General features: G+C 65.8%; 26 protein-coding genes. 18 read left to right on the top strand and 8 right to left on the bottom strand.

All coding sequences use genetic code 11. From position 1 onward, the window contains the following. The first annotated feature begins 2 nt into the window (after positions 1-2). From leuD to HK401_RS17150, 6 genes are all read left to right on the top strand, one after another. Positions 3-602 carry a 3-isopropylmalate dehydratase small subunit gene (gene leuD, locus HK401_RS17175; protein ID WP_181275869.1) on the top strand — a complete coding sequence of 200 codons (600 nt, stop codon included), beginning with the start codon at positions 3-5 and terminating at the stop codon, positions 600-602. Between the two features lie 182 nt (positions 603-784). Continuing rightward, on the top strand, positions 785-2,101 hold the full coding sequence (murA, locus tag HK401_RS17170) for a UDP-N-acetylglucosamine 1-carboxyvinyltransferase (RefSeq protein WP_181275868.1): 1,317 nt from the start codon (positions 785-787) through the stop codon (positions 2,099-2,101). Continuing rightward, the gene (locus tag HK401_RS17165; RefSeq protein ID WP_181275867.1) at positions 2,098-2,880 is read left to right on the top strand and encodes a lysophospholipid acyltransferase family protein; all 783 of its coding nucleotides are present in this window, start codon (positions 2,098-2,100) and stop codon (positions 2,878-2,880) included. Before murA ends, HK401_RS17165 begins: the two co-directional genes overlap by 4 nt. Continuing rightward, the gene (locus tag HK401_RS17160) at positions 2,877-3,902 is read left to right on the top strand and encodes an NAD(P)H-dependent glycerol-3-phosphate dehydrogenase (RefSeq protein ID WP_210602689.1); all 1,026 of its coding nucleotides are present in this window, start codon (positions 2,877-2,879) and stop codon (positions 3,900-3,902) included. Before HK401_RS17165 ends, HK401_RS17160 begins: the two co-directional genes overlap by 4 nt. Then, entirely contained in the window at positions 3,899-4,432 is a 534-nt protein-coding gene (locus HK401_RS17155; RefSeq protein WP_181275866.1) for a YbhB/YbcL family Raf kinase inhibitor-like protein, read from the top strand. The genes HK401_RS17160 and HK401_RS17155 overlap by 4 nt, the downstream gene beginning before the upstream one ends. A 92-nt stretch (positions 4,433-4,524) precedes the next feature. After that, positions 4,525-5,640, top strand: a complete 1,116-nt coding sequence (locus HK401_RS17150) for a D-alanine--D-alanine ligase family protein (protein ID WP_181275865.1) — start codon at positions 4,525-4,527, stop codon at positions 5,638-5,640. A gap of 25 nt (positions 5,641-5,665) precedes the next feature. Here the strand turns inward: HK401_RS17150 and HK401_RS17145 are convergent, their stop codons facing one another. After that, a complete protein-coding gene (locus HK401_RS17145; protein ID WP_181275864.1) occupies positions 5,666-6,253 on the bottom strand; it encodes a DUF3515 domain-containing protein in 588 nt (195 codons plus the stop codon). 32 nt (positions 6,254-6,285) lie between these two features. Between HK401_RS17145 and HK401_RS17140 the strand changes: the two genes are divergently transcribed. From HK401_RS17140 to rsmD, 4 genes are read left to right on the top strand one after another with little or no spacing between them, the layout of a single operon-like run. Beyond that, a complete protein-coding gene (locus tag HK401_RS17140) occupies positions 6,286-7,383 on the top strand; it encodes a thiamine-phosphate kinase (RefSeq protein WP_181275863.1) in 1,098 nt (365 codons plus the stop codon). A gap of 1 nt (position 7,384) precedes the next feature. Next, positions 7,385-9,025: a DAK2 domain-containing protein gene (locus HK401_RS17135; RefSeq protein WP_181275862.1), complete on the top strand. Its 1,641-nt coding sequence runs from the start codon at positions 7,385-7,387 to the stop codon at positions 9,023-9,025. Continuing rightward, on the top strand, positions 9,022-11,169 hold the full coding sequence (locus HK401_RS17130) for an ATP-dependent DNA helicase RecG (protein WP_181275861.1): 2,148 nt from the start codon (positions 9,022-9,024) through the stop codon (positions 11,167-11,169). Before HK401_RS17135 ends, HK401_RS17130 begins: the two co-directional genes overlap by 4 nt. A gap of 10 nt (positions 11,170-11,179) precedes the next feature. After that, the gene (gene rsmD / locus HK401_RS17125; RefSeq protein ID WP_181275860.1) at positions 11,180-11,761 is read left to right on the top strand and encodes a 16S rRNA (guanine(966)-N(2))-methyltransferase RsmD; all 582 of its coding nucleotides are present in this window, start codon (positions 11,180-11,182) and stop codon (positions 11,759-11,761) included. A gap of 87 nt (positions 11,762-11,848) precedes the next feature. Here rsmD and HK401_RS17120 read toward each other — a convergent pair whose 3' ends face one another. The 4 genes from HK401_RS17120 to ehuB all read right to left on the bottom strand — a co-directional run bounded on the left by HK401_RS17120 (position 11,849) and on the right by ehuB (position 15,065). Beyond that, entirely contained in the window at positions 11,849-12,586 is a 738-nt protein-coding gene (locus HK401_RS17120; protein WP_309136035.1) for an amino acid ABC transporter ATP-binding protein, read from the bottom strand. An 88-nt stretch (positions 12,587-12,674) separates the two neighbouring features. Then, positions 12,675-13,331 (bottom strand): ectoine/hydroxyectoine ABC transporter permease subunit EhuD, encoded by a 657-nt coding sequence (gene ehuD / locus HK401_RS17115; protein WP_181275858.1) that lies wholly within the window; start codon positions 13,329-13,331, stop codon positions 12,675-12,677. Beyond that, on the bottom strand, positions 13,331-14,161 hold the full coding sequence (gene ehuC / locus HK401_RS17110) for an ectoine/hydroxyectoine ABC transporter permease subunit EhuC (protein WP_181275857.1): 831 nt from the start codon (positions 14,159-14,161) through the stop codon (positions 13,331-13,333). The genes ehuD and ehuC overlap by 1 nt, the downstream gene beginning before the upstream one ends. A 22-nt stretch (positions 14,162-14,183) precedes the next feature. Then, complete coding sequence (gene ehuB / locus HK401_RS17105) at positions 14,184-15,065, bottom strand: ectoine/hydroxyectoine ABC transporter substrate-binding protein EhuB (protein ID WP_181275856.1); 882 nt, start codon at positions 15,063-15,065, stop codon at positions 14,184-14,186. 116 nt (positions 15,066-15,181) lie between these two features. Here ehuB and HK401_RS17100 point away from each other — a divergent pair, with 116 nt between their 5' ends. The 8 genes from HK401_RS17100 to HK401_RS17065 all read left to right on the top strand — a co-directional run bounded on the left by HK401_RS17100 (position 15,182) and on the right by HK401_RS17065 (position 20,968). Further along, a complete protein-coding gene (locus tag HK401_RS17100; protein ID WP_181275855.1) occupies positions 15,182-15,940 on the top strand; it encodes a GntR family transcriptional regulator in 759 nt (252 codons plus the stop codon). Between the two features lie 111 nt (positions 15,941-16,051). After that, positions 16,052-16,564, top strand: a complete 513-nt coding sequence (gene coaD / locus HK401_RS17095; protein WP_181275854.1) for a pantetheine-phosphate adenylyltransferase — start codon at positions 16,052-16,054, stop codon at positions 16,562-16,564. A 3-nt stretch (positions 16,565-16,567) separates the two neighbouring features. Then, entirely contained in the window at positions 16,568-17,755 is a 1,188-nt protein-coding gene (locus HK401_RS17090; RefSeq protein ID WP_181275853.1) for an MFS transporter, read from the top strand. Between the two features lie 119 nt (positions 17,756-17,874). Next, on the top strand, positions 17,875-18,438 hold the full coding sequence (locus HK401_RS17085) for a YceD family protein (RefSeq protein ID WP_246490370.1): 564 nt from the start codon (positions 17,875-17,877) through the stop codon (positions 18,436-18,438). A gap of 2 nt (positions 18,439-18,440) precedes the next feature. Beyond that, the gene (rpmF, locus tag HK401_RS17080) at positions 18,441-18,644 is read left to right on the top strand and encodes a 50S ribosomal protein L32 (RefSeq protein WP_025777330.1); all 204 of its coding nucleotides are present in this window, start codon (positions 18,441-18,443) and stop codon (positions 18,642-18,644) included. Positions 18,645-18,648: 4 nt separating this feature from the next. Continuing rightward, the gene (gene rnc, locus HK401_RS17075) at positions 18,649-19,353 is read left to right on the top strand and encodes a ribonuclease III (RefSeq protein ID WP_181275852.1); all 705 of its coding nucleotides are present in this window, start codon (positions 18,649-18,651) and stop codon (positions 19,351-19,353) included. Positions 19,354-19,385: 32 nt separating this feature from the next. After that, positions 19,386-20,285 (top strand): bifunctional DNA-formamidopyrimidine glycosylase/DNA-(apurinic or apyrimidinic site) lyase, encoded by a 900-nt coding sequence (gene mutM, locus HK401_RS17070; protein ID WP_181275851.1) that lies wholly within the window; start codon positions 19,386-19,388, stop codon positions 20,283-20,285. Positions 20,286-20,572: 287 nt separating this feature from the next. Beyond that, entirely contained in the window at positions 20,573-20,968 is a 396-nt protein-coding gene (locus HK401_RS17065) for a DoxX family protein (RefSeq protein ID WP_181275850.1), read from the top strand. Between the two features lie 111 nt (positions 20,969-21,079). Here the strand turns inward: HK401_RS17065 and HK401_RS17060 are convergent, their stop codons facing one another. The 3 genes from HK401_RS17060 to HK401_RS17050 all read right to left on the bottom strand — a co-directional run bounded on the left by HK401_RS17060 (position 21,080) and on the right by HK401_RS17050 (position 24,376). Further along, positions 21,080-21,949, bottom strand: a complete 870-nt coding sequence (locus HK401_RS17060; RefSeq protein WP_181275849.1) for a CorA family divalent cation transporter — start codon at positions 21,947-21,949, stop codon at positions 21,080-21,082. A gap of 80 nt (positions 21,950-22,029) precedes the next feature. Next, positions 22,030-22,506 carry a hypothetical protein gene (locus HK401_RS17055; protein WP_181275848.1) on the bottom strand — a complete coding sequence of 159 codons (477 nt, stop codon included), beginning with the start codon at positions 22,504-22,506 and terminating at the stop codon, positions 22,030-22,032. An 88-nt stretch (positions 22,507-22,594) separates the two neighbouring features. Then, positions 22,595-24,376, bottom strand: a complete 1,782-nt coding sequence (locus HK401_RS17050) for a BCCT family transporter (protein ID WP_181275847.1) — start codon at positions 24,374-24,376, stop codon at positions 22,595-22,597. Positions 24,377-24,546: the final 170 nt, after the last annotated feature.

Below are 24,546 nucleotides of genomic sequence, written 5' to 3'. Positions count from 1 at the left end.
TCATGGAAGCATTCAGCACCCACACCGGCGTCGGCGTTCCCCTGCGCCGATCCAATATCGACACCGACCAGATCATCCCCGCGAAGTTCCTCAAGCGGGTCACCCGCACCGGCTTCGAAGACGCCCTGTTCTACCGGTGGCGGACCAATGACGACTTCGTGCTCAACGACCCGGACTTCGCGAACGGCTCCGTGCTCGTCGCCGGGCCCGATTTCGGCACCGGTTCCTCGCGCGAACACGCCGTCTGGGCGCTCAAGGACTACGGCTTCCGGGTCGTGCTGTCCTCGCGCTTCGGCGACATCTTCCGCGGCAACTCCGGCAAGGAAGGACTGCTCGCGGCGCAGCTGGCCCAGGACGACATCGAACTGATCTGGAAGATCCTCGAGAACCACCCGGGGACCCCGATCACCGTCGATCTGGGTGAGAAGACGGTCACCTGCGACACGGTGACCGTGTCCTTCCAGATCGATGACTACACGCGCTGGCGCCTGCTCGAAGGCCACGACGACATCAGCCTCACCCTGGCCAAGGAGGACGAGATCGTCGGCTACGAATCCTCCCGGTTCGCGTTCAAACCGACGACCCTGCCCGCGAAGGTCTGAACCCTCGCCGAGGTGGGGCCTCCATCTCGACCCCGCACGGTGCGCGAAGCCGACTGGCCGCCTCGGCGAATCGATGACGGCCCCTCGTCTGCGATAGTCTTAGACGGTGTCCGAACCACAGTTCGGGCACCGTCTCCGAGTCTCCGCAGGCTCGGAATCGCACGTTGGAAACAGGGAGGAACATGCTCGAAGTACGTGGGGGAAATCCGCTGGACGGCACCGTCCGAGTCCGCGGCGCCAAGAACCTGGTGCCCAAGGCGATGGTCGCCTCCTTGCTGGGTGAGACCCCATCAGTGCTCCGCGGCGTGCCCAACATCCGCGACGTCGAGATCGTCACCGGACTCCTCGAACTCCACGGTGTGCGCGTCAGCTCCGCGCCCGACGGCGACCTGCCCGACGGAGAACTCCACCTCGATCCGGCCGACGTCGCCCAAGGCTCCATCGTCGACATCGACGCCCACGCCGGCTCCTCGCGCATCCCGATCCTCTTCTGCGGTCCGCTGCTCCACAGCCTCGGGCAGGCCTTCATCCCCGATCTCGGCGGCTGTCATATCGGGGACCGACCCATCAACTTCCACCTCGACGTGCTCCGCAGCTTCGGCGCCGAGGTCGACAAGACCCCCGGCGGCATCATGCTCAAGGCCTCGCGTCGCCTCCAAGGCACGAAGGTCGAACTGCCCTACCCCTCGGTCGGAGCCACCGAACAGGTCCTGCTCACCGCGGTCCGCGCCGAAGGCGTGACCGAGCTGCGCAACGCCGCGATCGAACCCGAGATCATGGACCTCATCGCCCTGCTGCAGAAGATGGGCGCGATCATCACCGTCGACACCGACCGGGTCGTGCGCATCGAGGGCGTGGAGACCCTGCGCGGCTTCATCCACCGCGCCCTGCCCGACCGCAACGAGACCGCGTCCTGGGCCTCGGCGGCCCTGGCCACCGGCGGAGACATCTTCGTCTCCGGAGCCAGCCAGCCTGAACTCATCACCTTCCTCAACATCTTCCGCAAGATCGGCGGCGAATTCGACGTCCAGGAGACCGGCATCCGCTTCCGGCACCCCGGCGGCAAGCTCTCCTCCTTCGCGCTGGAGACCGACGTCCACCCCGGGTTCATGACCGACTGGCAGCAGCCCCTCGTCGTCGCGATGACCCAGGCCGGAGGCCTGTCGATCATCCACGAGACCGTGTACGAGAACCGCTTCGGCTTCACCGAGGCCCTGCGTGACATGGGGGCTCAGATCCAGCTCTACCGCGAATGCCTCGGCGGCACCCCCTGCCGCTTCGGTCGGATGAACTACCAGCATTCGGCGGTCGTGTCGGGACCCACCGACCTCAAGGGCACCCGCATCGACGTGCCTGATCTGCGCGGCGGCTTCAGCCACCTCATCGCCGCACTCGCCGCCCAGGGCACGAGCGAAGTCCACGGCATCGAGCTGATCAACCGCGGATACGAGAACTTCCTCGACAAGCTCACTGGCCTCGGCGCCGAGGTGTTTGCATGAGGGCCGAGCACGATCCCGGACGCGAAGCGGACGTGGACGATCACGCACTCGTCTCCTTCGACCCCGCCTCGGTGCGGTCGCAGAACCGGGCCGGCACCGTCGCGGCCACAGCCGCCTACGGCCTGATGCGCACGGCCACGAGGATCCGCGTGAAGGGCCTGGACAACCTCCCGCCCGAGGGAGAGGGCATGATCGTCGCCGCGTACCATGCGAACCACCTCGACCCGATCCTCGTGGGCCTCGCGCTCAAACGCAACGGCCGGATGCCGCACTTCCTCGCGAAGTCCACCCTGTTCACGGGCATCCTCGGCACGATCCTCAAACGCATCGGGCAGATCCCCGTCCTCCGTGCCTCGGCGCAGGCAGGGGACTCCTTGGCGTATGCGAAGCAGGCCCTGGCCAAGGGCGAGACCGTCGTCATCTACCCCGAGGGCACGCTGACGAAGGATCCGGACTTCTGGCCCCAGCACTTCAAGACCGGCACCGCCCGCCTGGCGCTGGAGACCGGAGCGCCGATCATCCCCGTCGCCCACTGGGGGCTGAACGAGATCTACCCGCGCGGGGACAAGAAGCGTCTGCGCTTCAGGCCCTTCAGCCACGACTGCGTCGTCGAGTTCGGGCCCGCCCTGGACTACTCGGACCTGTGGTCCCACCGGGACGAGAAGTCGACCATGGGGGAACTCTCCCACCGGCTGAAGAACACGATCGCGGCCATGGTCGCCGACCTCTCCGGCCGTGAGCTGCCGACCCGATTCGCAACTGAGGAGACGGACGAATGAGCGTGGATAAGATCGCAGTCCTCGGAGCCGGTTCGTGGGGGACGACCTACGCCGCGGTCATCGCCGACGCCGGATTCCCCGTCACCCTCTGGGCACGCCGGCCCGAGGTCGCAGAGGAGATCAACTCCTCCCATACGAATGAGCGCTACCTCGGCGATCGGGTCCTGCCCGAGCTGCTCAGCGCCACCGATGACGACATCGCCGCCGTCACCGACGCCGACGTCATCGTCCTCGCCGTGCCGGCGCAGACGCTGCGTGAGAACCTTTCGCGGTGGAAGCCTCACCTGCGTGACGGGGTCAGGCTGGTCAGCCTGATGAAGGGCATCGAGGTCGACACCGGCAAGCGCATGTCCGAGGTCATCGCCGAGGTCGCCGAGGTCGCCGATTCCCAGATCGCCGTCGTCTCCGGACCGAACCTCGCCCGTGAGATCGCCGATCGTCAGCCCACCGCCACCGTCGTCGCCTCGGCCGACATCACCACCGCCGAGGTGGTCGCCGAGATCAGTGCGAACGCGTACTTCCGTCCGTACACGAACACCGACGTCGTCGGCGTCGAGCTCGGCGGCGCGGTCAAGAACATCATCGCCCTGTCCGTGGGCATCGCCGATGGTCAGAAGCTCGGCGACAATTCGAAGGCCTCGATCATCACCCGCGGACTCGCCGAGACCTCTCGTCTGGCCGCGGCCATGGGTGCTGAAGCCCACACCCTGTCCGGGCTCGCCGGGCTCGGGGACCTCGTCGCCACGTGTGCGTCCCCGCTCTCGCGCAATCGCACCTTCGGGCGCCACCTCGGAGAGGGGATGAGCCTCGAGGAGACGATCGCGCACACCTCGCAGACGGCCGAGGGCGTGAAGTCGGCCCCGGCCGTGCTCGCGCTCGGCAAACGCTACGGCGTCGACCTGCCCATCACCGAGGCGGTATGCGCGGTGCTCGCCGGCAGACTGCAGGTTGACGAACTGGCAGGATTGCTGTTGTCTCGGAAACGTAAGCACGAAGGACCACCGCCAAAGGAGCAGCCATGAGCGCGAATTCCCCGTTCTTTAACCTTCCCGAACTCCCGACCTTCACGCTGACCAGCACCGACATCGAGAACGGCGGTGTGCTCACCGGCCCGCAGCTCTCCGGTGCGATGGGTGTGCCCGGCGGTGAGGACATCTCCCCGCAGCTGTCCTGGTCCGGGTTCCCCGAGGAGACGAAGGCGTTCGCCGTGACCTGCTACGACCCCGACGCCCCGACCGGGTCGGGGTTCTGGCACTGGGTCGTCACCGACCTCGACGCCTCGGTCACGAGCCTTGAGGCCAACGCCGGCGACCCGAGCGCGAACCTGCTGCCGGCCGGTGCCGTGACCCTGCGCAACGACGCCGGCGAACCGCGCTTCGTCGGTGCCGCACCTCCGGAGGGCCACGGTCCGCACCGCTACTTCTTCATCGTCACTGCACTCGGTGAGCCGCTGGGAATCGACGACTCCGCCACTCCCGCCTTCGCCGGTTTCAACATGTTCTTCAAGGCGATCGGACGGGCCTGGCTGGAGTGCACCTTCGAGCTCAAGTGAGCTAGAGTTCTTCAGTCCGCGCACTCGCCCTCAGATCGTGCGCACCCCGTGTCCGGCTCAGTTCGCGGGAGTAACACACAGCAAGGAATCGCATGGCAGACAACGATCACCGGCCTCTCATCGCAGTCCTCTTCGGCGGACGATCGAGCGAGCATTCCGTCAGCTGCGTCACCGCGGCCGGCGTGATCGGCGCCATCGACACCGAGGCCTTCGACGTCCTTCCCATCGGGATCACGAAGACCGGGGTGTGGCGGATCGTCGAGGACTGGGCGGACATGCGCTTCGACCCACAGGCGATGCCCGAGGTCACCGACGACGGCACCGAGGTGATCCCGCCGATCTCCGCGAACGGCGCACCGCTGCTGCACCGTGATGCCGACGGCCGGTATTCCGAACTCGGCACCGTCGACGTGTACTTCCCGCTGCTGCACGGCCGCTTCGGTGAGGACGGCACTCTGCAGGGGCTCTTCGAGATCAGCGACACCGCGTTCGTCGGCTCCGGAGTGTTCTCGTCGGCGGCGAGCATGGACAAGCACTATACGAAGTCGCTCATGGCCAACGCCGGAATCCCCACCTGCGACTGGGAGCTCGTCACCGAGACGATGTGGGAGGCGGACCGAGCCGACGTCGAATCCCGCGTCGCCGGCCTCGGCCTGCCCGTGTTCGTCAAACCCGCCCGTGCGGGTTCGTCGATGGGAGTGAGCCGGGTCGCCTCGGCCGACGGTCTGGAAGCGGCCCTGGTCGGAGCCTTCGAACACGACTCCAAGGTCATCGTCGAACCCCAGGTCAACGGCCGTGAGGTCGAATGCGCCGTGCTCGGGTCCCTCCACGACTCACACCTGCGCACGTCCTCTCCGGGGGAGATCAGTGTGTCGGGGGATCATGCGTTCTACGACTTCGATGCGAAGTACCTCGACCTCGCCGACGCCGAGGTGACCTGCCCGGCGACACTCGACGAGGCGACCACGGCACGGGTGCAGGAGTTGGCTGCCTCGGTGTTCCGGCTCTTCGACTGCACGGGTCTGGCTCGCGTCGACACGTTCGTCACGGACTCCGGCGAGGTCTTCATCAACGAACTCAACACGCTGCCCGGGTTCACCCCCACCTCGGCGTACCCATTCATGTGGGCCCAGTCAGGGCTCGAATACTCCGAGCTCATCGCCGAACTCATCTCCATCGCCCTGGTCGATCACGCCCGCGTGAAGTGAGCGGGCGCGAAGTGAGCGGGCGCGGCTAGCCCTCGAGGTCGTCGGCGCCGACGCACTTCTCGTCGGGCTTGATCTTCGCGAGTGCCGGTGAGATCGCGGCGAGCACATCATTGCCGGACTCGGCCTTGCGGTTGACGAGCACCTCGACGGCGGGCGTGCGGCCGTAGCTGGTGAACATCCACGTCGAATCGTCATCGTCGGTCGGTTTCGAGATCCAGTCGACCCCGCTCACGCTCACGCACTGATCGGTCGTCGGTCCGGGCGGCGTAACACCGCAGCGCAGCACCGCGATGTTCGGATCCCCCCACGCCTTCGTGCCCTGCGACGAGGTGGTGCGTGCCTTCGCTCCCGAGATCTCATCGGGCAGGGTGAGCATGATGTCAGCGCACTCGGGATTCGCCGCATCCTTGGCCGGGTCGACGATCACCGTGCGCGAACAGCCCGAGAGTGCGACGCCGGCGAGCACAGTGGCCACGGCGGCGGCGGCGAGAGTGCGCGGGCGGCGCGTCTCTCGTCGGGTGCGGTGCGGCGAAGCCGAAGCGCTGAGCGACGAAGTCGAGGCGCCACACGGCGAAGATGAGACGCGGCGCGTCGAGGCAGGGCGAGATCTCATAGGACAACCGTATCTCCCGATAGCCTTGAGCCATGACCCGACTGTCCGAACTTGGCGAATCACACGTTCTGGGGCGCATGCTCACCCACAACCGGAGCGGATCCCAGGTGATCGTCGGACCCGGAGACGACGGAGCCGTGACCCGGCCCAGCGGAGACCTCGTGTCCACGGCGGACATGCTCGTCGAGAACGAGGACTTCACCCGCGACTGGTTGGACTGGGGAAAGCTGGGGCGCAAGGCCGCGGCCCAGAACCTCGCCGACGTGTGCGCGATGGGCGCGGTGCCGCACGGACTGCTCGTGTCCCTGGCCGTGCCCGATGACACGGACATCGCCGACCTCGAAGCGCTGTTCTCAGGCATCGTCGCCGAGGCGTCCCGCGCAGGTCAGGCGCTCGAGCGCGACGTACCGATCATCGGCGGGGATCTGTCCTCATCAGGCCTCATCGTCGTGGCGATCACGGCGCTGGGGACCGTTGCTGCCGGGACCGGGGCGTCCGGTGTGGGCGGTGCGGGGTCGACGACAGCGATTCTCCGCTCGGGAGCTGCACCGGGAGACGGCGTCTACCTGGCGGGCACCGTGGGCAGGGCCGCCGCGGGACTCGAGCTGCTGTTCGCAGGGCTGCGCTCTGACACGGCACCCCCCGATCTCGCGGCCCTCATCGATACCCAACTGGCACCGCAACCGGACTATGCGTCGATGTGCACCCTGCCAGCCGCCTCGGCGATGATCGACGTCTCCGACGGGCTGAGCACGGACCTCGCACGCATCGCCGACGCCTCCGGGGTCGGCATCGACCTCGACCGTTCGGCACTCCAGGGGCTCATCGACCCGCTGCTGCCCGCGGCCGAGTATATGCTCGACTCCCGCACCCGTCGTGGCGGTTCCAACAGCAGCGGCGTGCACGCCGCGGATGGGGCGGCCGGCACAAACGATGCGACTGAGGTGGAGAGTCTCGCACTGTCCTGGGTCCTGGGCGGGGGAGAAGACCACGGCTTCGCCGCGTCGGCACGCCCGAGTCAGAGCCCTGGAGTAGGCTGGCGAAGGATCGGAGAGGTCCGCTCCGGACACGACGTCAGCCTCGACGGCACAGCCGTGCCGACGAGCGGTTTCAGCCATTTCGGGAAGTGACATGAGCAACGCCATCAGCCTCAACGGTCGCCTGGCCGCCAGATGGGCCCGCCGGGCGGTCGACCGGCTGCGCAAGGATCGCACCGAGATCGACGAGCTCAACGTCTTCCCCGTTCCCGACGGCGACACCGGCACGAACATGTACCACACGCTGCGCTCGGCCTACCTCGCCGTCGAGGAGCTCACCGGACCCGTCACCCTCCCGCAGGTCGTCGCCGCCCTGGCCGCCGGCGCAGGACGAGGAGCCCGCGGCAACTCCGGACTCATCCTCGCCGTCGCCCTCCAAGGTGTGGCCGACGCACTGGCCGGGGTCACAGTCGCCACCGCCGACGCCATGGCCACTGCCCTGGAGACCGCCTCCGACCGGGCCCGCGCCGCCGTCGCCCGACCCGTCGACGGCACCATGCTCACCGTCCTCGACGCCATGGCCACCGAGGCCCGGGAACACGCGGATGACGGTGAGAGCCTGTTGGCCGTCATCACGGCCGTGCGCGAACGCTCCCGCTCGGCTCTGCGCGAGACCACCGGTCAGCTGACGGTGCTGCGCGAAGCCGAGGTCGTCGACGCCGGCTCCACCGGGATCGTCGAACTCTTCGACCTCCTCTACGCCACCGTCACCGGCCGCACCCCTCAGGACTCCATGCTCACCGAGGTCTCCCGCGCTCCGCGCATCCTCCACGAAGCCACGGCCGAGGAACTCGAGATCGTCGCGATTCTCGCCACCGTTCCACCGGACGGACTCGCGAGAGAACTCGACCGCCTCGGCGGGACCTCGATCGTCATCAACGGCACCAAGGTCCACGTCCACGTCGCCGACGAAACGGCCGCCGCGGCCGTCATCGACCACCTCGGCGAATCCGGCATCGCCCGCTTGGACATGGAGGATCTGCGCCTCCACGAAGAGGAGGGCGAGACGAAGCTCATCGCCCTCGTCCAGGGCACGGGACTGCTCATGCATGCCGCGCTCAACGGGGCCACCGCACTCACCCCGGCCGTCGAGGAACTCACCGAATCGATCGCCGAGATCGTCGCCGCCGAGGACCGTGAGGTCATCGTCGTGCCCAGCTCCACCTCGGCGCTCAAGGCATTGTCCGGATTCAGGGCGCAGGTCGTGCGCTCACGCAACGTGGCCACCCTGCTCTCGGCTCTGGCCGTCTACGATCCCTTCGCCCCGGCGGCGGAGATCTTCGCCGACATGACCGAAGCGGCGGCCGGCACCAGGGTGGGGACGATCCTCTCGGCCGAGCAGCTCGCCGCGAACCCGCCGACGGGGGCCCTGCCGGTCATCGACGAACGGGTTCACGCGGTGGACGGCGCCGCCTCGGCGGTCGAACCTGCTCACCGCGCGGCGGGCGCGACGGCTTCGGCTGTCGGTGGAGCACATCCGGCGCAGTTCTACCGGGTCTACATCGAGGGGAAGGCGAAGACGCAGAGCACGGAGCTGTCCACGCTGGTCGAGAAGCTCGCCGACCGGCTCCTCGGCGCGGGCGGGGAGCTGCTCACTGTCGTCCACGGACCCGACTGCGCACCCGAGGTGCTCGAGCACCTGCGCGGGTGGATCGCGAAGTCCCACGACAACGTCCACTTCCAGGACATCGATGCCCGGGACTCCGGCGTGCTCGTGATCATGGGGGTCGAATGACGACCCGACTCGAGGACAACTTCCGGCCGGGCGATCGGAAGAACCTCGCCAAACGCGGGGTGCATACGGTGACCGACCTGTTCCGGTTCTTCCCCCGACGGTACCTGGTGCCGGGGGAGAGGACCGAGCTCGGAGCCCTGCCGCTCGGGGAGACCGCGATCATCCAGGCCGAGGTCATCTCGGTGAACACGCGGCGGATGAAGCAGCGACGCGGCACGATCACCGAGGTCATCGTTCATGATGGCCAGCAGTCGATGAAGATCGCCTTCTTCAATCAGCACTGGCTGGAGAAAGCACTGACCCCGGGGCTGACCGTGGTCTTCGGCGGCAAGGTCGAGTCGTATCGGGGGCAGCTGACCCTTGCCTCGCCGGTCTGGCTCAACCGCACCGAGGACGACCACGAATGGACGCCCGACGACCTCAACTCGCCGTTCCCCATCTACCCGGCGGTGAAGAAGATCGCGCAGTCACGCCTGTGGGGTGCGATCAAGACGCTGCTGCGTGTCGCCGGTTCCGAAGAGTTCGAGGATCCGCTGCCGAAGGGCCTGCGGGAGAAGTTCGATCTGCCGGATCTGCGCACCGCGCTTGAGGACATGCACAAGCCGCGGACGATCGAGGACGTCGAACGGGCCCGGCAGCGGTGGAAGTGGGAAGAGGCCCTGGCCCTGCAGACCGAGTTCGCCTCCCGCAAGGCCTCCTTCGCCGCCGTCCAGGCGACACCCCTGCTCACCCGTGGTCCGAAGAGCCGCCGCTTCGACGAATCCATGCCCTTCACACTCACCCCCTCGCAGGTCACGGTCGGTGAGGAGATCGGTGAGGACATGGCCAGGGACCAGCCGATGCACCGCTTGCTGCACGGCGACGTCGGCTCCGGTAAGACCCTCGTGGCGCTGCGGGCCATGCTCACCGCAGTCGATTCGGGCGCCCAAGCGGCCATGCTCGCCCCCACCGAGGTGCTCGCGACCCAGCATTTCCACTCGATCCAGCGCCTCCTCGGCGAACAGATGGCGCTCTCGCCCCTGCTCTCCGACGATGACCAGGTGACGGTGGCGCTGATGACCGGGTCGATGCCGGCACGTGAACGGCGCGAGCTCGCCCTCGACCTGGCCACGGGGAACATCGACATCGTCGTCGGCACGCATGCGCTGCTCTCGGAATCGACGATCTTCGAAAGCCTCGGCCTCATCGTCGTCGACGAACAGCACCGCTTCGGCGTCGAGCAGCGTGAGGCGATGCGTGCGAAGGGCGGAGTGACCACCCCGCACACGCTCGTGATGTCGGCGACCCCGATTCCGCGCACCGTCGCGATGACCGTCTTCGCCGACCTCGACGTCTCGACGCTGACCGAGATGCCCGCCGGGCCGAAGGACATCGCCACCCACGTCGTGCCGATCGTCGCCCAGCCTGCCTGGTTCGCCCGCGTTCGTGCGCTCATGCGCGAGACGATCGAGGCGGGACGCGGAGTCTTCGTCGTCTTCCCCCGAATCGAACCGAGCGACATCGAGGACCCGGAGACCGGTGAGGTTACGGGTCAGAAGCAGGGAATCGAGGACCTCAGCCGCAAGCTCGAGGACACCCCGGAGCTGGCAGGAACGAGGTTCGGGCTGCTGCACGGGCGGATGTCGACGGGTGAGAAGGACAAGGTGCTCAAGGACTTCTCCGCCGGAGACATCGACGTCCTCGTGTCGACGACGGTCATCGAAGTCGGCGTCGATGTGCCGCGGGCGACGATGATGGTCATCGCCGAGGCCGAGAACTTCGGGGTCGCCCAGCTGCACCAGCTGCGCGGACGCGTCGGACGCGACGGCAGTGCGGCCATGTGCTTCATGCTCACCGAGCTGAGCGAGGACAACGAGAGCTACGCCCGCCTGCAGGCAGTGGCCGAGACCCTCGACGGCTTCGCCCTGGCCGAATACGACCTCGACTCCCGCGGCGAGGGCGACGTGATCAGCGGCTCCCAGTGGGGCGGATCCTCACTGCGGCACCTGTCGATCCTCCGCGATTCCGAGATCGTGGCAGAAGCGAAGACAGTCGCCGAACAGATCGTCGCGGTCGACCCCTCACTCGAGGCGGTGCCCGCGCTGCGCGCCTTCATCCGTCGTGTCCTGCCCGAGGACGACGCACACTTCATCGAAGCAGGCTGAGGAGGCAGGTATGAGAATCATCGCCGGAGCGCACAAGGGAGCCAGGCTGTCCTCCCCATCGGGGGCGAACACCCGGCCCACTTCCGACCGGGTTAAAGAGTCCCTGTTCTCGATGCTCGAGGGCTACGGGGTGCTGCAGGCCGCGAACGTCCTCGACCTCTTCGCCGGATCCGGGGGCCTGGGATTCGAAGCGATGTCCCGCGGAGCCGCGCAGGTCGACTTCGTCGATTCCTCGCTCGCCTCGATCCGCTCGCTGCAGGCCAACGCGGACAAACTCGGCCTCGACCACTCCGTCGACGTCCACGCCGGCGACGTGCTCCAATACCTCGCCGGGCTGCCGGGATCCGAGCACCCCGAGGCGCGGATCTTCGACCTCGTGTTCATGGACCCGCCGTACCCGCTCGGCGAGGACGCGGTGACGCAGATCCTCGGCCGCCTGGCAGCACACCTGGACATGGAGTCGATCGTCATCATCGAACGCGCCGCACGCTCACCGGAACCGACGATGCCGGTCGGGCTCGAAGTGTTCCGGTCGAAGACCTTCGGCGAAACCGCAGTCCATTTCGTCCAGCTCGTCGGGGAGACGGACTAGAACACGCTAGCTTGGTGAAACTGCAGCAGCTTGGTCCATGCGCCGAGCTGCTGCAGTTCCACCAAGCTGGAGTGAAGTGTTCGGGCCTCAGAGCACGCTGGAGAGGAACGATTTCGTGCGTTCGTGGCTCGGGTTGTTGAAGATCTGGTCGGGCGGACCCTCCTCGAGGACCTGACCGCCGTCGAACATCATCACCCGGTGGGAGACGTCGCGGGCGAACTGCATCTCGTGGGTCACCAACAGCATCGTGATGTCCGTGGTCTCCGCAATGTCACGCAGCACCCCGAGCACGTCTCCGACGAGCTCCGGATCGAGCGCCGAGGTGACCTCGTCGAGGAGGAGGATCTCCGGGCTCATCGCCAATGCGCGGGCGATGGCCACACGCTGCTGCTGACCGCCGGAGAGCCGGGTCGGGTGGGCATCGGCCTTGTCCGAGAGCCCGACCTTCGCGAGCAGGGCCTTGGCTTCCTTGACCGCTTCGTCCTTGGACGTTCCGAGCACGTGGACGGGAGCTTCGATGATGTTCTCGAGCACCGTCATGTTCGGGAACAGGTTGAACTGCTGGAAGACCATGCCGATGCGTGTGGTCATCTCGCGAGTGCGCTTCTTCGGCAGCTCGACGCGTTTGCCGTCACGTTCCTCGAAGGTCAGCGGTTCGCCGTCGACGAAGATGTAGCCGCCGGTGAGCTCCTCGAGCGTCATCACAAGCCGGAGGATCGTCGTCTTGCCCGAACCGCTGGGCCCGATGAGGGTGACGCGCTCGCCGGGTGCGACGGTGAAGTTGAGGTTCTTGAGCACGGTCGTGGGCCCGAAGCTCTTCTCCACGTCCTTGAACTCGATCGCCGGGGTCGCCGAGGCTGAGGTATTCGGCCCGGAGGGGGTGGCCGAGGAGGAAGGAGTGTCTGGGGTGTTCTCAGTAGGTGGCAAGGCGTCGATCCAATCTCTGAATGAGCAGTGAGGTCGGGTAGCTGGCGACGAGGAAGATGATTCCGGCCAGGGTGAAGGCTTCCGTATACGCGAAGGTCGAACCGCCGAACTCCTTCGCGGCCGTGACGAGTTCGACGACGGAGATCGCGAAGAGGAACGGGGTGTCCTTGAACATCGCGACCGCATAGTTTCCCAGCGAAGGGATGGTCGCGCGCAGCGCCTGCGGCAGCACGATCGCGGTGAAAGTACGCACCGGCGGCAGCGACAGCGCGGTCGCCGCTTCGAACTGGCCCGGCGGCACCGAATCGATGCCGGCCCGGTAGCTTTCGGACATGTACGTCGAATAGTGGATGCCGATGACGATGAAGCCGATGACAAGGGCTGGGACATTGACGAGGCCCGGGATGTCGGCGAACGCGTAGTAGACGAACAGCAGCTGCACGACCAGCGGGGTATTGCGGATGAATGCGACGAGGAGTCGGACGAGCCAGTTGATCCAACGCGGCAGGCCGCGGATGGCCACAGCGAGGATGAGTCCGAGGATCGCGGCGATGACGGTGCCGACGACTGTCGCGATGAGTGTGTTGACGAATCCGCGGAGCAGGATCGGCAGCGCCTCAGCGGCGAATTCCCAATTCCACATCAGAGGCCACCTCCCTGACCGGGGAAGGGTCCCTTGGTGGGATCCGTGCCGGTGCCGTGGTTGGCGCCTTCACCGGCGGCCGTGTGAGAGGCGAGCCGGTCGCGGCGCGCGGCGTCTGCGCGAGCGAGGCGTCTGGCTTCGCGGCGGTCGGTGCGCGAATTCGGACGTCTGCGGCCCAGCGCCGCCGTGGCTCTGCGTTCGAGGAAGTTCATGAATTCCTGGAGCAGCCAGGCGAGCACGAAGTAGATGATGAGACTGACAGAGTAGGAGAAGAAGGTGTCACCGGTCGCTTGGCGCAGCTGACCGGTCTTGTCAGTGAGATCGGACAGCGTGATGAAGGAGACGGCCGCAGTGCCCTTGAGCAGCTGGATGAGCAGGGTCGCGATCGACGGGATCATGAGCGCCCAGGCCTGCGGGAAGATCACCCGGATCATCCGGCGAGTGGGGGAGAGGCTGAGCGCGATCGCGGCCTCCCACTGCCCCGGGGCCACGGTCTTGATCGAGGAACGGACCACCTCGGCGCAATAGGCTCCGTAGTTGAGCGCCAGCGCTGCGATGCCGCAGACCATCGGATCGAGATCGAAGCCGAAGAGCGGCAGGACGAAGAACAGCCAGAACAGCTGCACGAGCAGTGAGGTGCCACGAAAGAACTCGACGATGATGCGGGCCGGGATGCGCAGCCAGGCGTTCGGCGAGGTCATCGTCAGTCCGAGGATGAGGGCGATGATCACGGCCCCGATGCTGCCTGCGACCGTGAGGATGATAGTTGTCTGAACTCCCTCCCACAGCTGTGGGAGGAAGTTCAGCAGCGTTGAGACATTGTCGTCCATGGTGCGTGACTACAGTGCCGACTCAGGAATCAGCGGTGGGAAGTTCGCCCTTGCACAGCTGATCGGTCGTGATCGAACCGTCGGGGCGCTCCTCCTTCGTGAACCCGTAGTCGCCGACGGCATCGAGGTAGGACTTCTCATCGGAGACGATCTTCTCCAGACCCTTGTTCCACTCGTCGCGCAGCTCGTCGTCATCGGTGCGGAAGACCGTGGCCCCTGCGCCGACCTGCGGGACTCCGTCGATCTCCTGGACGAAGGAATCGCTGACCTCGACACCGGCGTCGGCGTTGTTCTTCGCCATCCAGTTGAGCGAGATCGCGGTGAGGGCGAAGACATCGGCGCGACCGGTGGTCACGGCGTCCATACCGTCCTGCGGGGTGCCGACCTGCTGAGTCTTGATGCCGAGGTCCTTCGCGTAGTCGGACTCGATGGCACCGGTCATGGTCGCGAGCTTGACGCCCTTCTTCTTGACATCGTCGAGGTTCTTCATCCCGTCCTGCTTGCCCTTCTTCGTCATCAGGGCGGTGGTGTACATGAACTCGGGATCACCGAAGGCGGCCTGTTCACAGCGGTCAGGCAGGATCGACATGCCGGCCGAGATCGCGTCGAAGCGGTCGGCGTTGAGGCCGGGGATGAGCGAACCGAACTCGGTGTTGACGCCTTCGACGTCATCGACGCCGAGCTCCTTGAACACGGCCTTCGCCAGGGACACGGAGGCACCTTGGAGCTCACCGCCCTCTTCGAAGCTGTACGGAGCTTCACCGGCGAAGCCGACAGTGATCTTTCCGTCGTCAATGGCCTTCTGCAGGGTCGACTTGTCCGAGTCGCCCCCTCCGCAGGCACCGAGCGAGAGCGTCAGCGCGAGGATCGAGGTCGCTGTGGCCAGTCCCTTGATGGATTTCATAGCTGTCCCTTTCGTCGAACTTCGACACACCATCGTGACGTGCGTCTCATGGACAGTATTCAATACTGATGTTGTCCGAATGTCACACTGTCTGACAACGTTATATGATCGTGATCGTGACGAACCCTCCGACTTCCGAACTGCCGGTCCTGCGCAGAGTGGTCCGATCGTCGACGATCGACCTCATCGCCGACCAGCTGCGCAATGCCATCTACAGCGGATCGCTCGAACCCGGTCAGTCCATCAACGAGGTGCGCACGGCCGAACTCCTCGTCGTCTCCCGGCCCTCCCTGCGCGAGGCGCTGCAGAGGCTCATCAGCGAGGGCGTGATGACGCACGCTCCCGGACGCGGGGTGCACGTGAGCCGTATGCGCGCGTCCGACATCGACGACGTCTACGCCGTCCGCGAGGCGATCGAATCGCAGGCGGTCAGACTCATCATCCGCCACGGGCGCTCCGTGCACAGGATCTCGACTGCGCTGACTGAGCTGGAGCGGGCGATCGAGGACAATGTCGCGCGCACCATCGGCGACGCCGACCTCACCTTCCATCATGCGCTCGTCGCCAGTTCGGGGTCGGTCCGACTGAGCGATCTCATGAAGGTCTCGATGGTTCACACCAGACTGCTGTCGCTGTCCGATGAGCGCGGGTACGAGGTCAGGTGCGACCTCATCGACAGCCACCGGGAACTCGCCGAGGCGGTCGCCGCGGGGGAGGAGTCGCGTTCCCTGACCGTCCTGGCCCGGATCATGGCCGAGGCGGCCTCTCGTCTGCACGATCCCGAGGACGGGCTTGAGGCACGGGTGGTTCGCGGCCGCGAGGGCGAGGCGTCCGTCGATGACCAGTGGCTGCGTCTCCGGGAGAGCTCGCAGTAGGGGTGAGCGTGCAATAGCGAGAGCACCGACGACCGGTGTCGGACTCGCCGTCGCCGGCTAGCGACCTGGACCCTCAGGCGTCTGAGCCGGGGCTGCCGATACGATGGGGGCATGAAGGTCGTCTGTCCCGGTTCCTATGATCCGATCACCATGGGTCATCTCGATATCATCGCCCGCAGCTCTCGCCTCTTCGACAAGGTGGTCGTGGCTGTCGTCCACAATCCTTCGAAGGCCGGACGCTTCGCCCCCGAGGTTCGCGCCGATCTCATCCGGAGTTCCCTCGATGAGGATGAGCGGACCCGCAGCGTCGAGAACGTGAGCATCGACATCGTCTCCGGCGGCCTCCTCGTCGACTACTGCACGTCCATCGGCGCCCCGGCAGTGGTCAAGGGGCTGCGCTCGGGCACGGACTTCGCCTACGAACTGCCGATGGCGCTGATGAACAAGCACCTGTCCGAACTCGAGACGATCTTCGTCCCCGGCAACCCCCAGTTCGAACACGTCTCGTCCTCACTCATCAAGGAAGTCCACGCGAACGGCGGGGACATCGAGGGGCTCGTCCCCGCCTCGGTGCTCGAGGCGCTGCGCAGTACCGGAACCGATGCCGGCGACGGCGCTCGCTGAGGGATGAGCGCGGCAGCTCCAGCCAACAGGGCCTGGTTCACGGGCCTCGTCATCCACACGATCATCGCCCACGCCACCTACAACGGTGTGCGCGTCCTCATCTCCTACCGCACCCTCGAACTCGGCGGATCCGGAGTCGTCCTCGGTCTCATGACCGCCTGCTACTCCCTCGTCCCTCTACTCACGGCTCTCCTCGTCGGCCGCCTCGTCGACCGGGGCTATGCCACGGCGGTGCTGTGGACGGGAACGGTGCTGTCGATCCTGCCCGTCGCGCTCGCGGCGATCGCGCCCAACCTCGGCGTGCTCCTCCTTGCCACGATGAGCCTCGGTTTCGGCCAGCTGCTCACCACCGTGGCCTCCCAGGCGCTCATCCCGCAGAGTTTCACGGCCTCGCAGCTGACCGCGAAGTTCGGGCACCTCACCCTCGGCGTCTCGATCGGGCAGACCATCGGCCTGCCCGTGGCCGGCATGATCGCCGACGCCACGGCCGGGGACGCCCACATCACGAACGCGCTGTGGTTCATGACCGGGCTCTCGGCGCTCACCCTCATCGCCGCCGTCATCGTCATGCTCCGCGGGCTCACCCCGCACGTCTCCCGCGCCGAGGCGGCCGAAGGCGCGCAGGCCCCGTGGACGCTGCTGTCGCTGCGGGGGATGAAACCTGCGATCTTCGCCTCGATGGCCACGCTCGCCGCCGTCGACCTCATGACGGCTTATCTGCCGCTCATCGGTGAGCAGAACGGCCTGTCCGTCACCCTCGTGACCTGGCTGCTCGCGCTGCGGACGCTCGCCTCGGTGATCTCACGGCTCTTCATCGGCTACCTCACGCGCAAGTGGAAGAACCTCTCGCTGCTGTGGACCGCCTCGGCGGTGGCAGGGCTGAGCGTCGTCCTCATCCCCGCGCTCAGCCAGCCATGGACGCTGGCCCTCCTGCTCACCATCGCGGGCTTCTGCTTCGGCCTCACCCAGCCGCTGACGATGACGTGGGTGTCGACCCTGGCCGACCCGGCGAACCGGGCGGCGGTGCTCTCGATCCGCTTGGCGGGAAACCGACTCAGCCAGGTCGCGATCCCCTCGGCCGCCTCGGCGCTCACCGCCCTTGCCGGATCCGGGATCGTGTTCACGATCTCGGGGGCACTGCTCGTGCTCGCCGGGGGAGTGACCTGGCGCAACCAGCACGAGAAGTGGTGAGCGCGCGGGGAACGGTCCGGTGCACAACCGGGACGGCGAAGGTGAGCAGGAACACTCGGCCGCCTCGGCGAACCCGATTGGTAATGGTGGGCGTTGATGATTAGAATGGTGAGTCGCGTGTGAACGCAGGAGCGACATCCTCAAACGCACCAGGAGGACGGGGCATGAAGAACAGATCTGAATTCGTCTATGATCTCAGATCCATGGGACTGCTCGGTCATCCGGGTGAGTGGGAACGGGTGAACACCACCTTGTCGGCTCCAGCGGATCTCAAGATCGAAGTGATCGGGGTTGCGGAAGGTTCACCACTGACGCTCGAGCTGATGTTCGAGAGTGTGTCGGAGGGGATCTACGTGTCGGGGACAGTCTCGGCTACGGCCCGCGGCGAAGACGCGAGGACACTCGAGCCCATCGAGCTGCCGATAGATGTCGACATCCAGGAGATGTACGTCTATGAGCAGGCCGAAGGCGACGAGGACTCCTACGTCATCGACCGGGATCAGCTCGACCTCGAGCCCGCGATCAGAGACGCCGTCGTGATGGCTCTGCCGTTCAATCCCTCACGGGATGAGAGCGAGGAGTTCAGCTACACCCTGGGGGAGGACCTCGAGGTGGACGATGACGAATCCGAATCGCCGTTCGCATCATTGAAGAATCTGTTGGATGAGAAGAAAGAGAGCTAGACGTGGCTGTTCCGAAGCGTAAATTGTCGCGCAGCAACACCCGCCACCGTCGTTCGCAGTGGAAGGCCAAGGCTCCGAACCTGGTCAAGACTGTGGAGAACGGTCGCGTTGTGTACTCGCGCCCTCACCAGGCCAAGGTCGTCGAAGACGCAGCCGGCACCCCGCTGTACCTCGAGTACAAGGGCCGCAAGGTCGCTGACGTCTGACACTGTGGACACAGACACCACAGCAGCACTGAAGAAGAGTCTCGGGATCGACATCGATCCCGAGACTTTTCGTCTCGCTCTCACACATCGCTCCTTCGCGTTCGAAGCCGGCGGGATCCCGACCAACGAGCGCCTCGAATTCCTCGGCGACTCCGTGCTCGGCCTCGTGGCCACCGAGTCGCTGTTCTACGACAACCCGGATCTGCCCGAGGGGCAGCTCGCGAAGATGCGCTCGGCCGTGGTCAACACCCGTGCCCTGGCGTCGATTGCGCGCAAGCACGGCATCGGCGAGCACATCCTTTTGGGTAAGGGTGAGGAGCTCACGGGAGGTCGGAACAAGGACTCGATCCTCGCCGACACCGTCGAGGCCCTCATCGGCGCCACCTTCGTCTCCCGCGGACGCGAGGTCGCCTTCGCCTTCGTCCACCGCCTCATCGACGGCATGCTCGACGATGCGGTCAACCTCGGCGCTGGGATGGACTTTAAGACGACCCTGCAGGAGGCCGCGGCCGACCTCGACCTCGGAGCCGTGAGCTACGAGATCACGTCATCCGGCCCGGACCACGCGATGGTCTTCACTGCCGCCGCGATGCTCGGCGACAACAGCTGGGGCGCGGGCGACGGATCCTCGAAGAAGGCCGCCGAAGCCGCCGCCGCCGAGGTCGCCGTCAAGGCCATCCGCACCATCTACCCGGACTACCGGCGCTGAGTATTCGGGGCCGACGCTGATGCCTGAGCAACATGCCTGAGCTTCCCGAGGTCGAAAGCGTCCGCCGCGGCGTCGACGAATGGACGGCCGGAACCACGATCACCGGCGCCGAGGTGGTCGACCCCCGAATCCTGGGCACGACGTCCCGGCGTCGCATCGATTCTTCTGCCGTCGACGCCTTCGCCACCGCGGTCTCCGGGGTCCGGATCCTGGGTGCCGAGAGGCGCGGGAAGTTCATGTGGCTCAGCCTCGGTGAGCAGGTCGGGCTCTCAGCCGGTCCTGAGCTCGGCATTCTCCTTCATCTCGGCATGAGCGGTCAGCTGCGCATCCACTCACCCGGTGAGGAAATCCATCGGCACACTCGTGCGGTCCTGCACCTCGACAGCGATCGCGAACTGCGCTTCGTCGACCAGCGGATCTTCGGCCATATCGGTGTCCAACCGCTTGTGCACGGGTACGGTCGTCTCGTCCCCGCCTCGGCGATCCATATCGCTCCGGACCCGTTGGAGCCCGCGTTCGATCCGGAGATCGTCGTGGCGGAGCTCGGCAGGAAGCGCACGGCGATCAAGGCCGCGCTGCTCGACCAGACGCTGATCAGCGGAATCGGGAACATCTACGCGGACGAGGCCCTGTTCCGGGCCGGCGTGCACCCCCTGGCGACGCCTGCGCGGACCCGGAAGAGCCGCCTCGTCGCCGTCCTCGAATCGGCAGCGACGGTGATGGGTGACGCCCTGGCCGTCGGCGGGACGAGCTTCGACAGTCTCTACGTCAACGTCAACGGCGAATCAGGGTATTTCGATCGGGCGCTGCTCGTCTACGGCCGCGGCGGACAGGAATGCGTACGCTGCGGGGCCGCGATCGAGAAGATCACCGTCGGCGGCCGGGGTACGCATTTCTGCCCCATCTGCCAGAAGCCCCCGCGGTACCGGTAGGGGCGAATCTCGGGGAGCCCGGCTGGAAAGGATCGCCGCCGGTCAGATAGGGGTGAGCTATCGAGGGCCCGATTGGGTGAAAGACCGTAGGTCTGAGACGGTACATGCGTCGCCTCGAAGCATCAGTCACTGTTTGCCTCACCTCGCACCGTGACCGGCTCTTCGCACCGCTCCCGAGTCTGCGTACCGGTGTGAGGCTCTGAAGAGCTGCTTACGGTGAGGCATGCCGAGTGAGTAGACTCGGGCGAGAGATCGCCGGCTCGGCACTGACTCGGAGAGGAACGCTCATGTTCACGGTTCCAACGATCGTCGCAGGGGTGCTTCTCCTGCTCGTCCGCGCTCTGCTGGCAGTGGCGTTCGTTCGCGAATTCATCGTCAAGGCCAAGGACATTCCGCGGTTCGCCAAGGCCGACGGACTGAATGTCCCGACCGCGTGGTTCGTCGCGATCGCCGAACTCGCTGCAGCGGTCTCGTTCGCGACCGGCGTCCTCGCCCAGTGGGCGGGCATCGGCGTGATCATCCTGATGCTCATCACGACCTGCCTGCACGTGTTCAAATGGCACTCGACGTACTGGGCATCGGCCGGAGGCCCCGAATACGACCTGCTCCTGCTGATGCTTGCCGCGGTCGTCACCGTCTTCGGAATCGGACCGATCGCGATCCCGACCCTTTTCGGCATGTGAGCCGAGGCGGTTCCAGAGGAGCAGTCAGCGGTGCGGGGCATCTGCCACCGGCCCTGGCGGTGCGAAGAGCCGCTTCCGGTGAGGGGGCCGATTGGCAAGTGCGGCAGGTACTCAGGACGTGCGGGTCAGGCGGCGGATGAAGAACAGCGTCGCCACGGTCAGCACGCCGGGAACGACGAGCCCGAAGATGATGAACCCCGGCAGGCTGCCGAGGCGATCGAGCATCCATTGGAAGTTCATGCCGAAGAACCCGGTCGCCAGAGTCAGCGGCAGGAAGATCGTCGCCACGAGAGTCAGCCGCTCGGACACGACGCTGTCCTGCTCATTGAGGACATCGCCGAGCATCGCGTAGAGGCGAGTGGTCATCGAATGGTTCGCGCCGAAGGCCGTCGCCGCACGGGCGATGAGGCGCTGCTGATCCTCGCCGAGGCTCTGCGCGAGCTCTTCGTCCGCCGACAGCAGATTCTTCTGCGCCGCCTGGGTCTCACCGATCCGGAACAGTTCCGCGCGCAGTCGTCCCATGGACCGGCGCCTGGGTGATGACGCATACCCGACTGCCTGTGACTCCAGTTCCTGACATTCGTCATCGATCTCTTCGAGGGCCTCTTCGCAGCGACGCGCGACAATGAGGATGAGTCCGACGAGAACCGACCAGACATCCTCGTCCGAGTCGACCGACAGGTGGCGTGAGATGGTTTTCAAAGCCTTGTCGTCTCCGATGACGAGCAGTCCTCGGTCGCTGGTGTGAATGTGCAGAGTGTGCTGCGTCCGCTCACCGTCGAGGACGAGCAGCGCCACGCTGATCTGATCCCCGATGACGCTGACCAAGGGCCGGCGCGGACTGGGATGGTGTGTCGGCAGAGTCAGGTTGAGAACTGCTGAGGCCTCGGTCGAAAGTTCGTCATCCGTGTTGCCGGCGAGGACGCAGAGCCTACTGTCCCTGTGCTCGTGGATAGCAGCGATGTCATCGGCGATGTGCATCCGTGGTGCCCTTCTTGTCTCCGTGGTTCAGCGGCGCAGGGCCGGTCACATCTGTCTACAGTACCGGCGCCGAGCCCGGACTACCTGGACATGCCTGAGAGAAACGCCCGATGGCCATCGACGAGGGTTCTGCGCTCCTGGGACAGATCAGGTGGGCTGAACAGGTTTGCGGGGTTGGTCGGGGAGACCCAGAGGGCATTGATCTCCACGATGGAACCGTCCCGCAGACGTGCGGCCGCGACTAGTCGCGGACGAGAACCAGGAGCCGGAAGGAGAATCCGGTCGAGATCGCGCCACCCGATGCGATGCGCACGACCGACGAAGCCGCACCAGATGAACTCCTCGGGAGTGATCTCCAATCGTGCCCGCGAACCCATCCGGAAGTTCACTCCGGCCCCGATGAGCAGGATGAGAGAACCGAAGAGGATGAGGAGGAACCAGGTATTGATGACGAACGCCAGAACGATCGCCACGATGACCGCCAGCAGTGCCATGACGACGAGCATCCAGCCGACGGTGATCGAGACCTTTCCCTCGCGTCTGATGATCATGTTCATCCGAGCAGATCCTTTCGTCCAAAACACCTGACGGCGGCCCAGCAACCTCGCGCGAGGTTGCTGGGCCGCCGTCAGGTAGTAAGAGGGGTCACTTTTGGGTTGTGTCCGCCTCCGTGTCGTCCTCGGTGTCGATCTGGAGTTCCGAGGTTTCGAGGCCGAACATCTCGCCGTCGTACTCGTCGACCGCGGTGGCCACCGAGGTCTCGAGCACGTGCGCGGCCAGCTGCTCCTGGATGATGAGCGGATCCTTCGACAGGTCCTTCCACACCGCCACACACAGAAGCAGCATGACGATGACGAAGGGCAGCGCGGAGACGATCGTGATGTTCTTCAGACCGTCGAGCGCCTCGGCGGGATCGGAACCGCCCGCCAAGAGCATCACCGCAGCCACGGCACCGGTCGCGGTGCCCCAGAAGATGACGAGGCCCTTGCCCGGCTCCTGCATGCCGTTGGCGGACAGGGTGCCCATGACGATCGAGGCCGAGTCCGCACCGGTGACGAAGAAGATCGCGATGAGAATGACCGTGACGATCATGAGGATGATCGCGATCAGGTTCGGCAGCGGCAGGGCGCCCAGCAGATCGAACAGGATCGTGTCCATATTGATATCCGGCTCGCCGTCGACGATCTTCGCCAGGGCCTTGACCGTGCCCTCTCCGCGTTCCGCACGCTCCTGGATGCCGATCGCACCGCCGCCGAAGATCGCGAACCAGATGGTCGAGACGACAGAGGGGACGATGAGCACGCCGGTGACGAACTGACGCACCGTGCGACCGCGCGAGATTCGTGCGATGAAGAGACCGACGAACGGCGACCATGACACCCACCATGCCCAGTAGAAGACCGTCCAGGACGACAGCCACTCGTTGACACCCTCACCATTGGCCGCGGTGCGCGAGGCCATCTGCGGCAGATCCTGGATGAACGAGCCCACCGAGGAGGGGATGACGTTGAGGATGAACAGCGTCGGTCCGCCGATGAAGACGATGAGAGCGACGATGACCGCGAGCACCATGTTGATGTTCGACAGCCACTGGATGCCCTTCTCCACACCGGAGACCGCCGAGGCGACGAAGGCCGCGGTGAGGATGGCGATGATGATGACGAGGACAGGGGAACTGACCTCGGACATGATCCCCGCGGACTCGATGCCGCCGCCGATCTGGATGGCACCCAGACCCAGTGAACAGGCCGAGCCGAACAGGGTCGCAAGGATCGCGAGGATATTGATGACCTTGCCGCCGACGCCGTTGACCGCACGCTCGCCGAACAGCGGGGTGAACATCGACGAGAACAGCTGCGAACGCCCGAGGCGGAACGAACCGTAGGCCACACCGAGGCCGACGATGGCGTACATCGCCCACGGGTAGAGGGTCCAGTGGAAGAGCGTGGTGCCCATGGATGTGCCCATCGCCTCGGCGGTGGAGCCGTCGACGGTGTTCGGGGGAGGAGACATGTAGAAGAAGAGAGGCTCGCCGACCGCGGAGAACACCAGTCCGATGCCCATGCCCGTGGCGAACATCATGGCGATCCACGATGAGGTCTTGAACTCCGGCTTCTCATCGTCCTTGCCCAGTGGGATGCGCCCGAAACTGCTCATGGCCACGACGATGACGAAGATCGTGAAGATCGTGGCGGCGATGACGAAGAGCCATCCGAAGTTGTCCATGACCCCGGTCAGCAGCGTTCCCGCCACCGCGCCGAGGCTCTCGGGAGAGACGAATCCCCAGGCGACGAAGGCGACGGCGAGGACGCCTGCCGCGAAGAAGACGACCTTGTCGAGACCTTCTCGTCTGAAAGGTCTCAGCTTCGTCGTCGGATTCTTCAGGTGCTCGATGAGCTCCTGGATCTTTGTGTGTTCACTGCTCATACTCGAAATTGCCGAACGGAATCGCTGCTCGTGACTGTGACGAGAACAGACTCCCTCCTCGGCATTCCTTCCTTGGGTGGACGGCATCGGACTGGCTGCCGAAGCGGCCCGAGCCGACTGCACTCGAACGCTTCTCGTCCATGGTCTTGGCAGACATCGGGCGAAGATTG

Source organism: Brevibacterium oceani (assembly GCF_013623835.1).
GTDB lineage: Bacteria > Actinomycetota > Actinomycetes > Actinomycetales > Brevibacteriaceae > Brevibacterium > Brevibacterium oceani.
This window is presented reverse-complemented; position numbering and strand designations above follow the sequence as displayed.

What these genes read in the sequence shown, in the direction of transcription:
- leuD (WP_181275869.1), top strand. Translation starts at nt 3, where the DNA reads ATGGAAGCATTCAGCACCCACACCGGCGTCGGCGTTCCCCTGCGCCGA.
- murA (WP_181275868.1), top strand. Translation starts at nt 785, where the DNA reads ATGCTCGAAGTACGTGGGGGAAATCCGCTGGACGGCACCGTCCGAGTC.
- HK401_RS17165 (WP_181275867.1), top strand. Translation starts at nt 2,098, where the DNA reads ATGAGGGCCGAGCACGATCCCGGACGCGAAGCGGACGTGGACGATCAC.
- HK401_RS17160 (WP_210602689.1), top strand. Translation starts at nt 2,877, where the DNA reads ATGAGCGTGGATAAGATCGCAGTCCTCGGAGCCGGTTCGTGGGGGACG.
- HK401_RS17155 (WP_181275866.1), top strand. Translation starts at nt 3,899, where the DNA reads ATGAGCGCGAATTCCCCGTTCTTTAACCTTCCCGAACTCCCGACCTTC.
- HK401_RS17150 (WP_181275865.1), top strand. Translation starts at nt 4,525, where the DNA reads ATGGCAGACAACGATCACCGGCCTCTCATCGCAGTCCTCTTCGGCGGA.
- HK401_RS17145 (WP_181275864.1), bottom strand. Translation starts at nt 6,253, where the DNA reads ATGAGATCTCGCCCTGCCTCGACGCGCCGCGTCTCATCTTCGCCGTGT.
- HK401_RS17140 (WP_181275863.1), top strand. Translation starts at nt 6,286, where the DNA reads ATGACCCGACTGTCCGAACTTGGCGAATCACACGTTCTGGGGCGCATG.
- HK401_RS17135 (WP_181275862.1), top strand. Translation starts at nt 7,385, where the DNA reads ATGAGCAACGCCATCAGCCTCAACGGTCGCCTGGCCGCCAGATGGGCC.
- HK401_RS17130 (WP_181275861.1), top strand. Translation starts at nt 9,022, where the DNA reads ATGACGACCCGACTCGAGGACAACTTCCGGCCGGGCGATCGGAAGAAC.
- rsmD (WP_181275860.1), top strand. Translation starts at nt 11,180, where the DNA reads ATGAGAATCATCGCCGGAGCGCACAAGGGAGCCAGGCTGTCCTCCCCA.
- ehuD (WP_181275858.1), bottom strand. Translation starts at nt 13,331, where the DNA reads ATGTGGAATTGGGAATTCGCCGCTGAGGCGCTGCCGATCCTGCTCCGC.
- ehuC (WP_181275857.1), bottom strand. Translation starts at nt 14,161, where the DNA reads ATGGACGACAATGTCTCAACGCTGCTGAACTTCCTCCCACAGCTGTGG.
- ehuB (WP_181275856.1), bottom strand. Translation starts at nt 15,065, where the DNA reads ATGAAATCCATCAAGGGACTGGCCACAGCGACCTCGATCCTCGCGCTG.
- coaD (WP_181275854.1), top strand. Translation starts at nt 16,052, where the DNA reads ATGAAGGTCGTCTGTCCCGGTTCCTATGATCCGATCACCATGGGTCAT.
- HK401_RS17090 (WP_181275853.1), top strand. Translation starts at nt 16,568, where the DNA reads ATGAGCGCGGCAGCTCCAGCCAACAGGGCCTGGTTCACGGGCCTCGTC.
- mutM (WP_181275851.1), top strand. Translation starts at nt 19,386, where the DNA reads ATGCCTGAGCTTCCCGAGGTCGAAAGCGTCCGCCGCGGCGTCGACGAA.
- HK401_RS17065 (WP_181275850.1), top strand. Translation starts at nt 20,573, where the DNA reads ATGTTCACGGTTCCAACGATCGTCGCAGGGGTGCTTCTCCTGCTCGTC.
- HK401_RS17060 (WP_181275849.1), bottom strand. Translation starts at nt 21,949, where the DNA reads ATGCACATCGCCGATGACATCGCTGCTATCCACGAGCACAGGGACAGT.
- HK401_RS17055 (WP_181275848.1), bottom strand. Translation starts at nt 22,506, where the DNA reads ATGAACATGATCATCAGACGCGAGGGAAAGGTCTCGATCACCGTCGGC.
- HK401_RS17050 (WP_181275847.1), bottom strand. Translation starts at nt 24,376, where the DNA reads ATGAGCAGTGAACACACAAAGATCCAGGAGCTCATCGAGCACCTGAAG.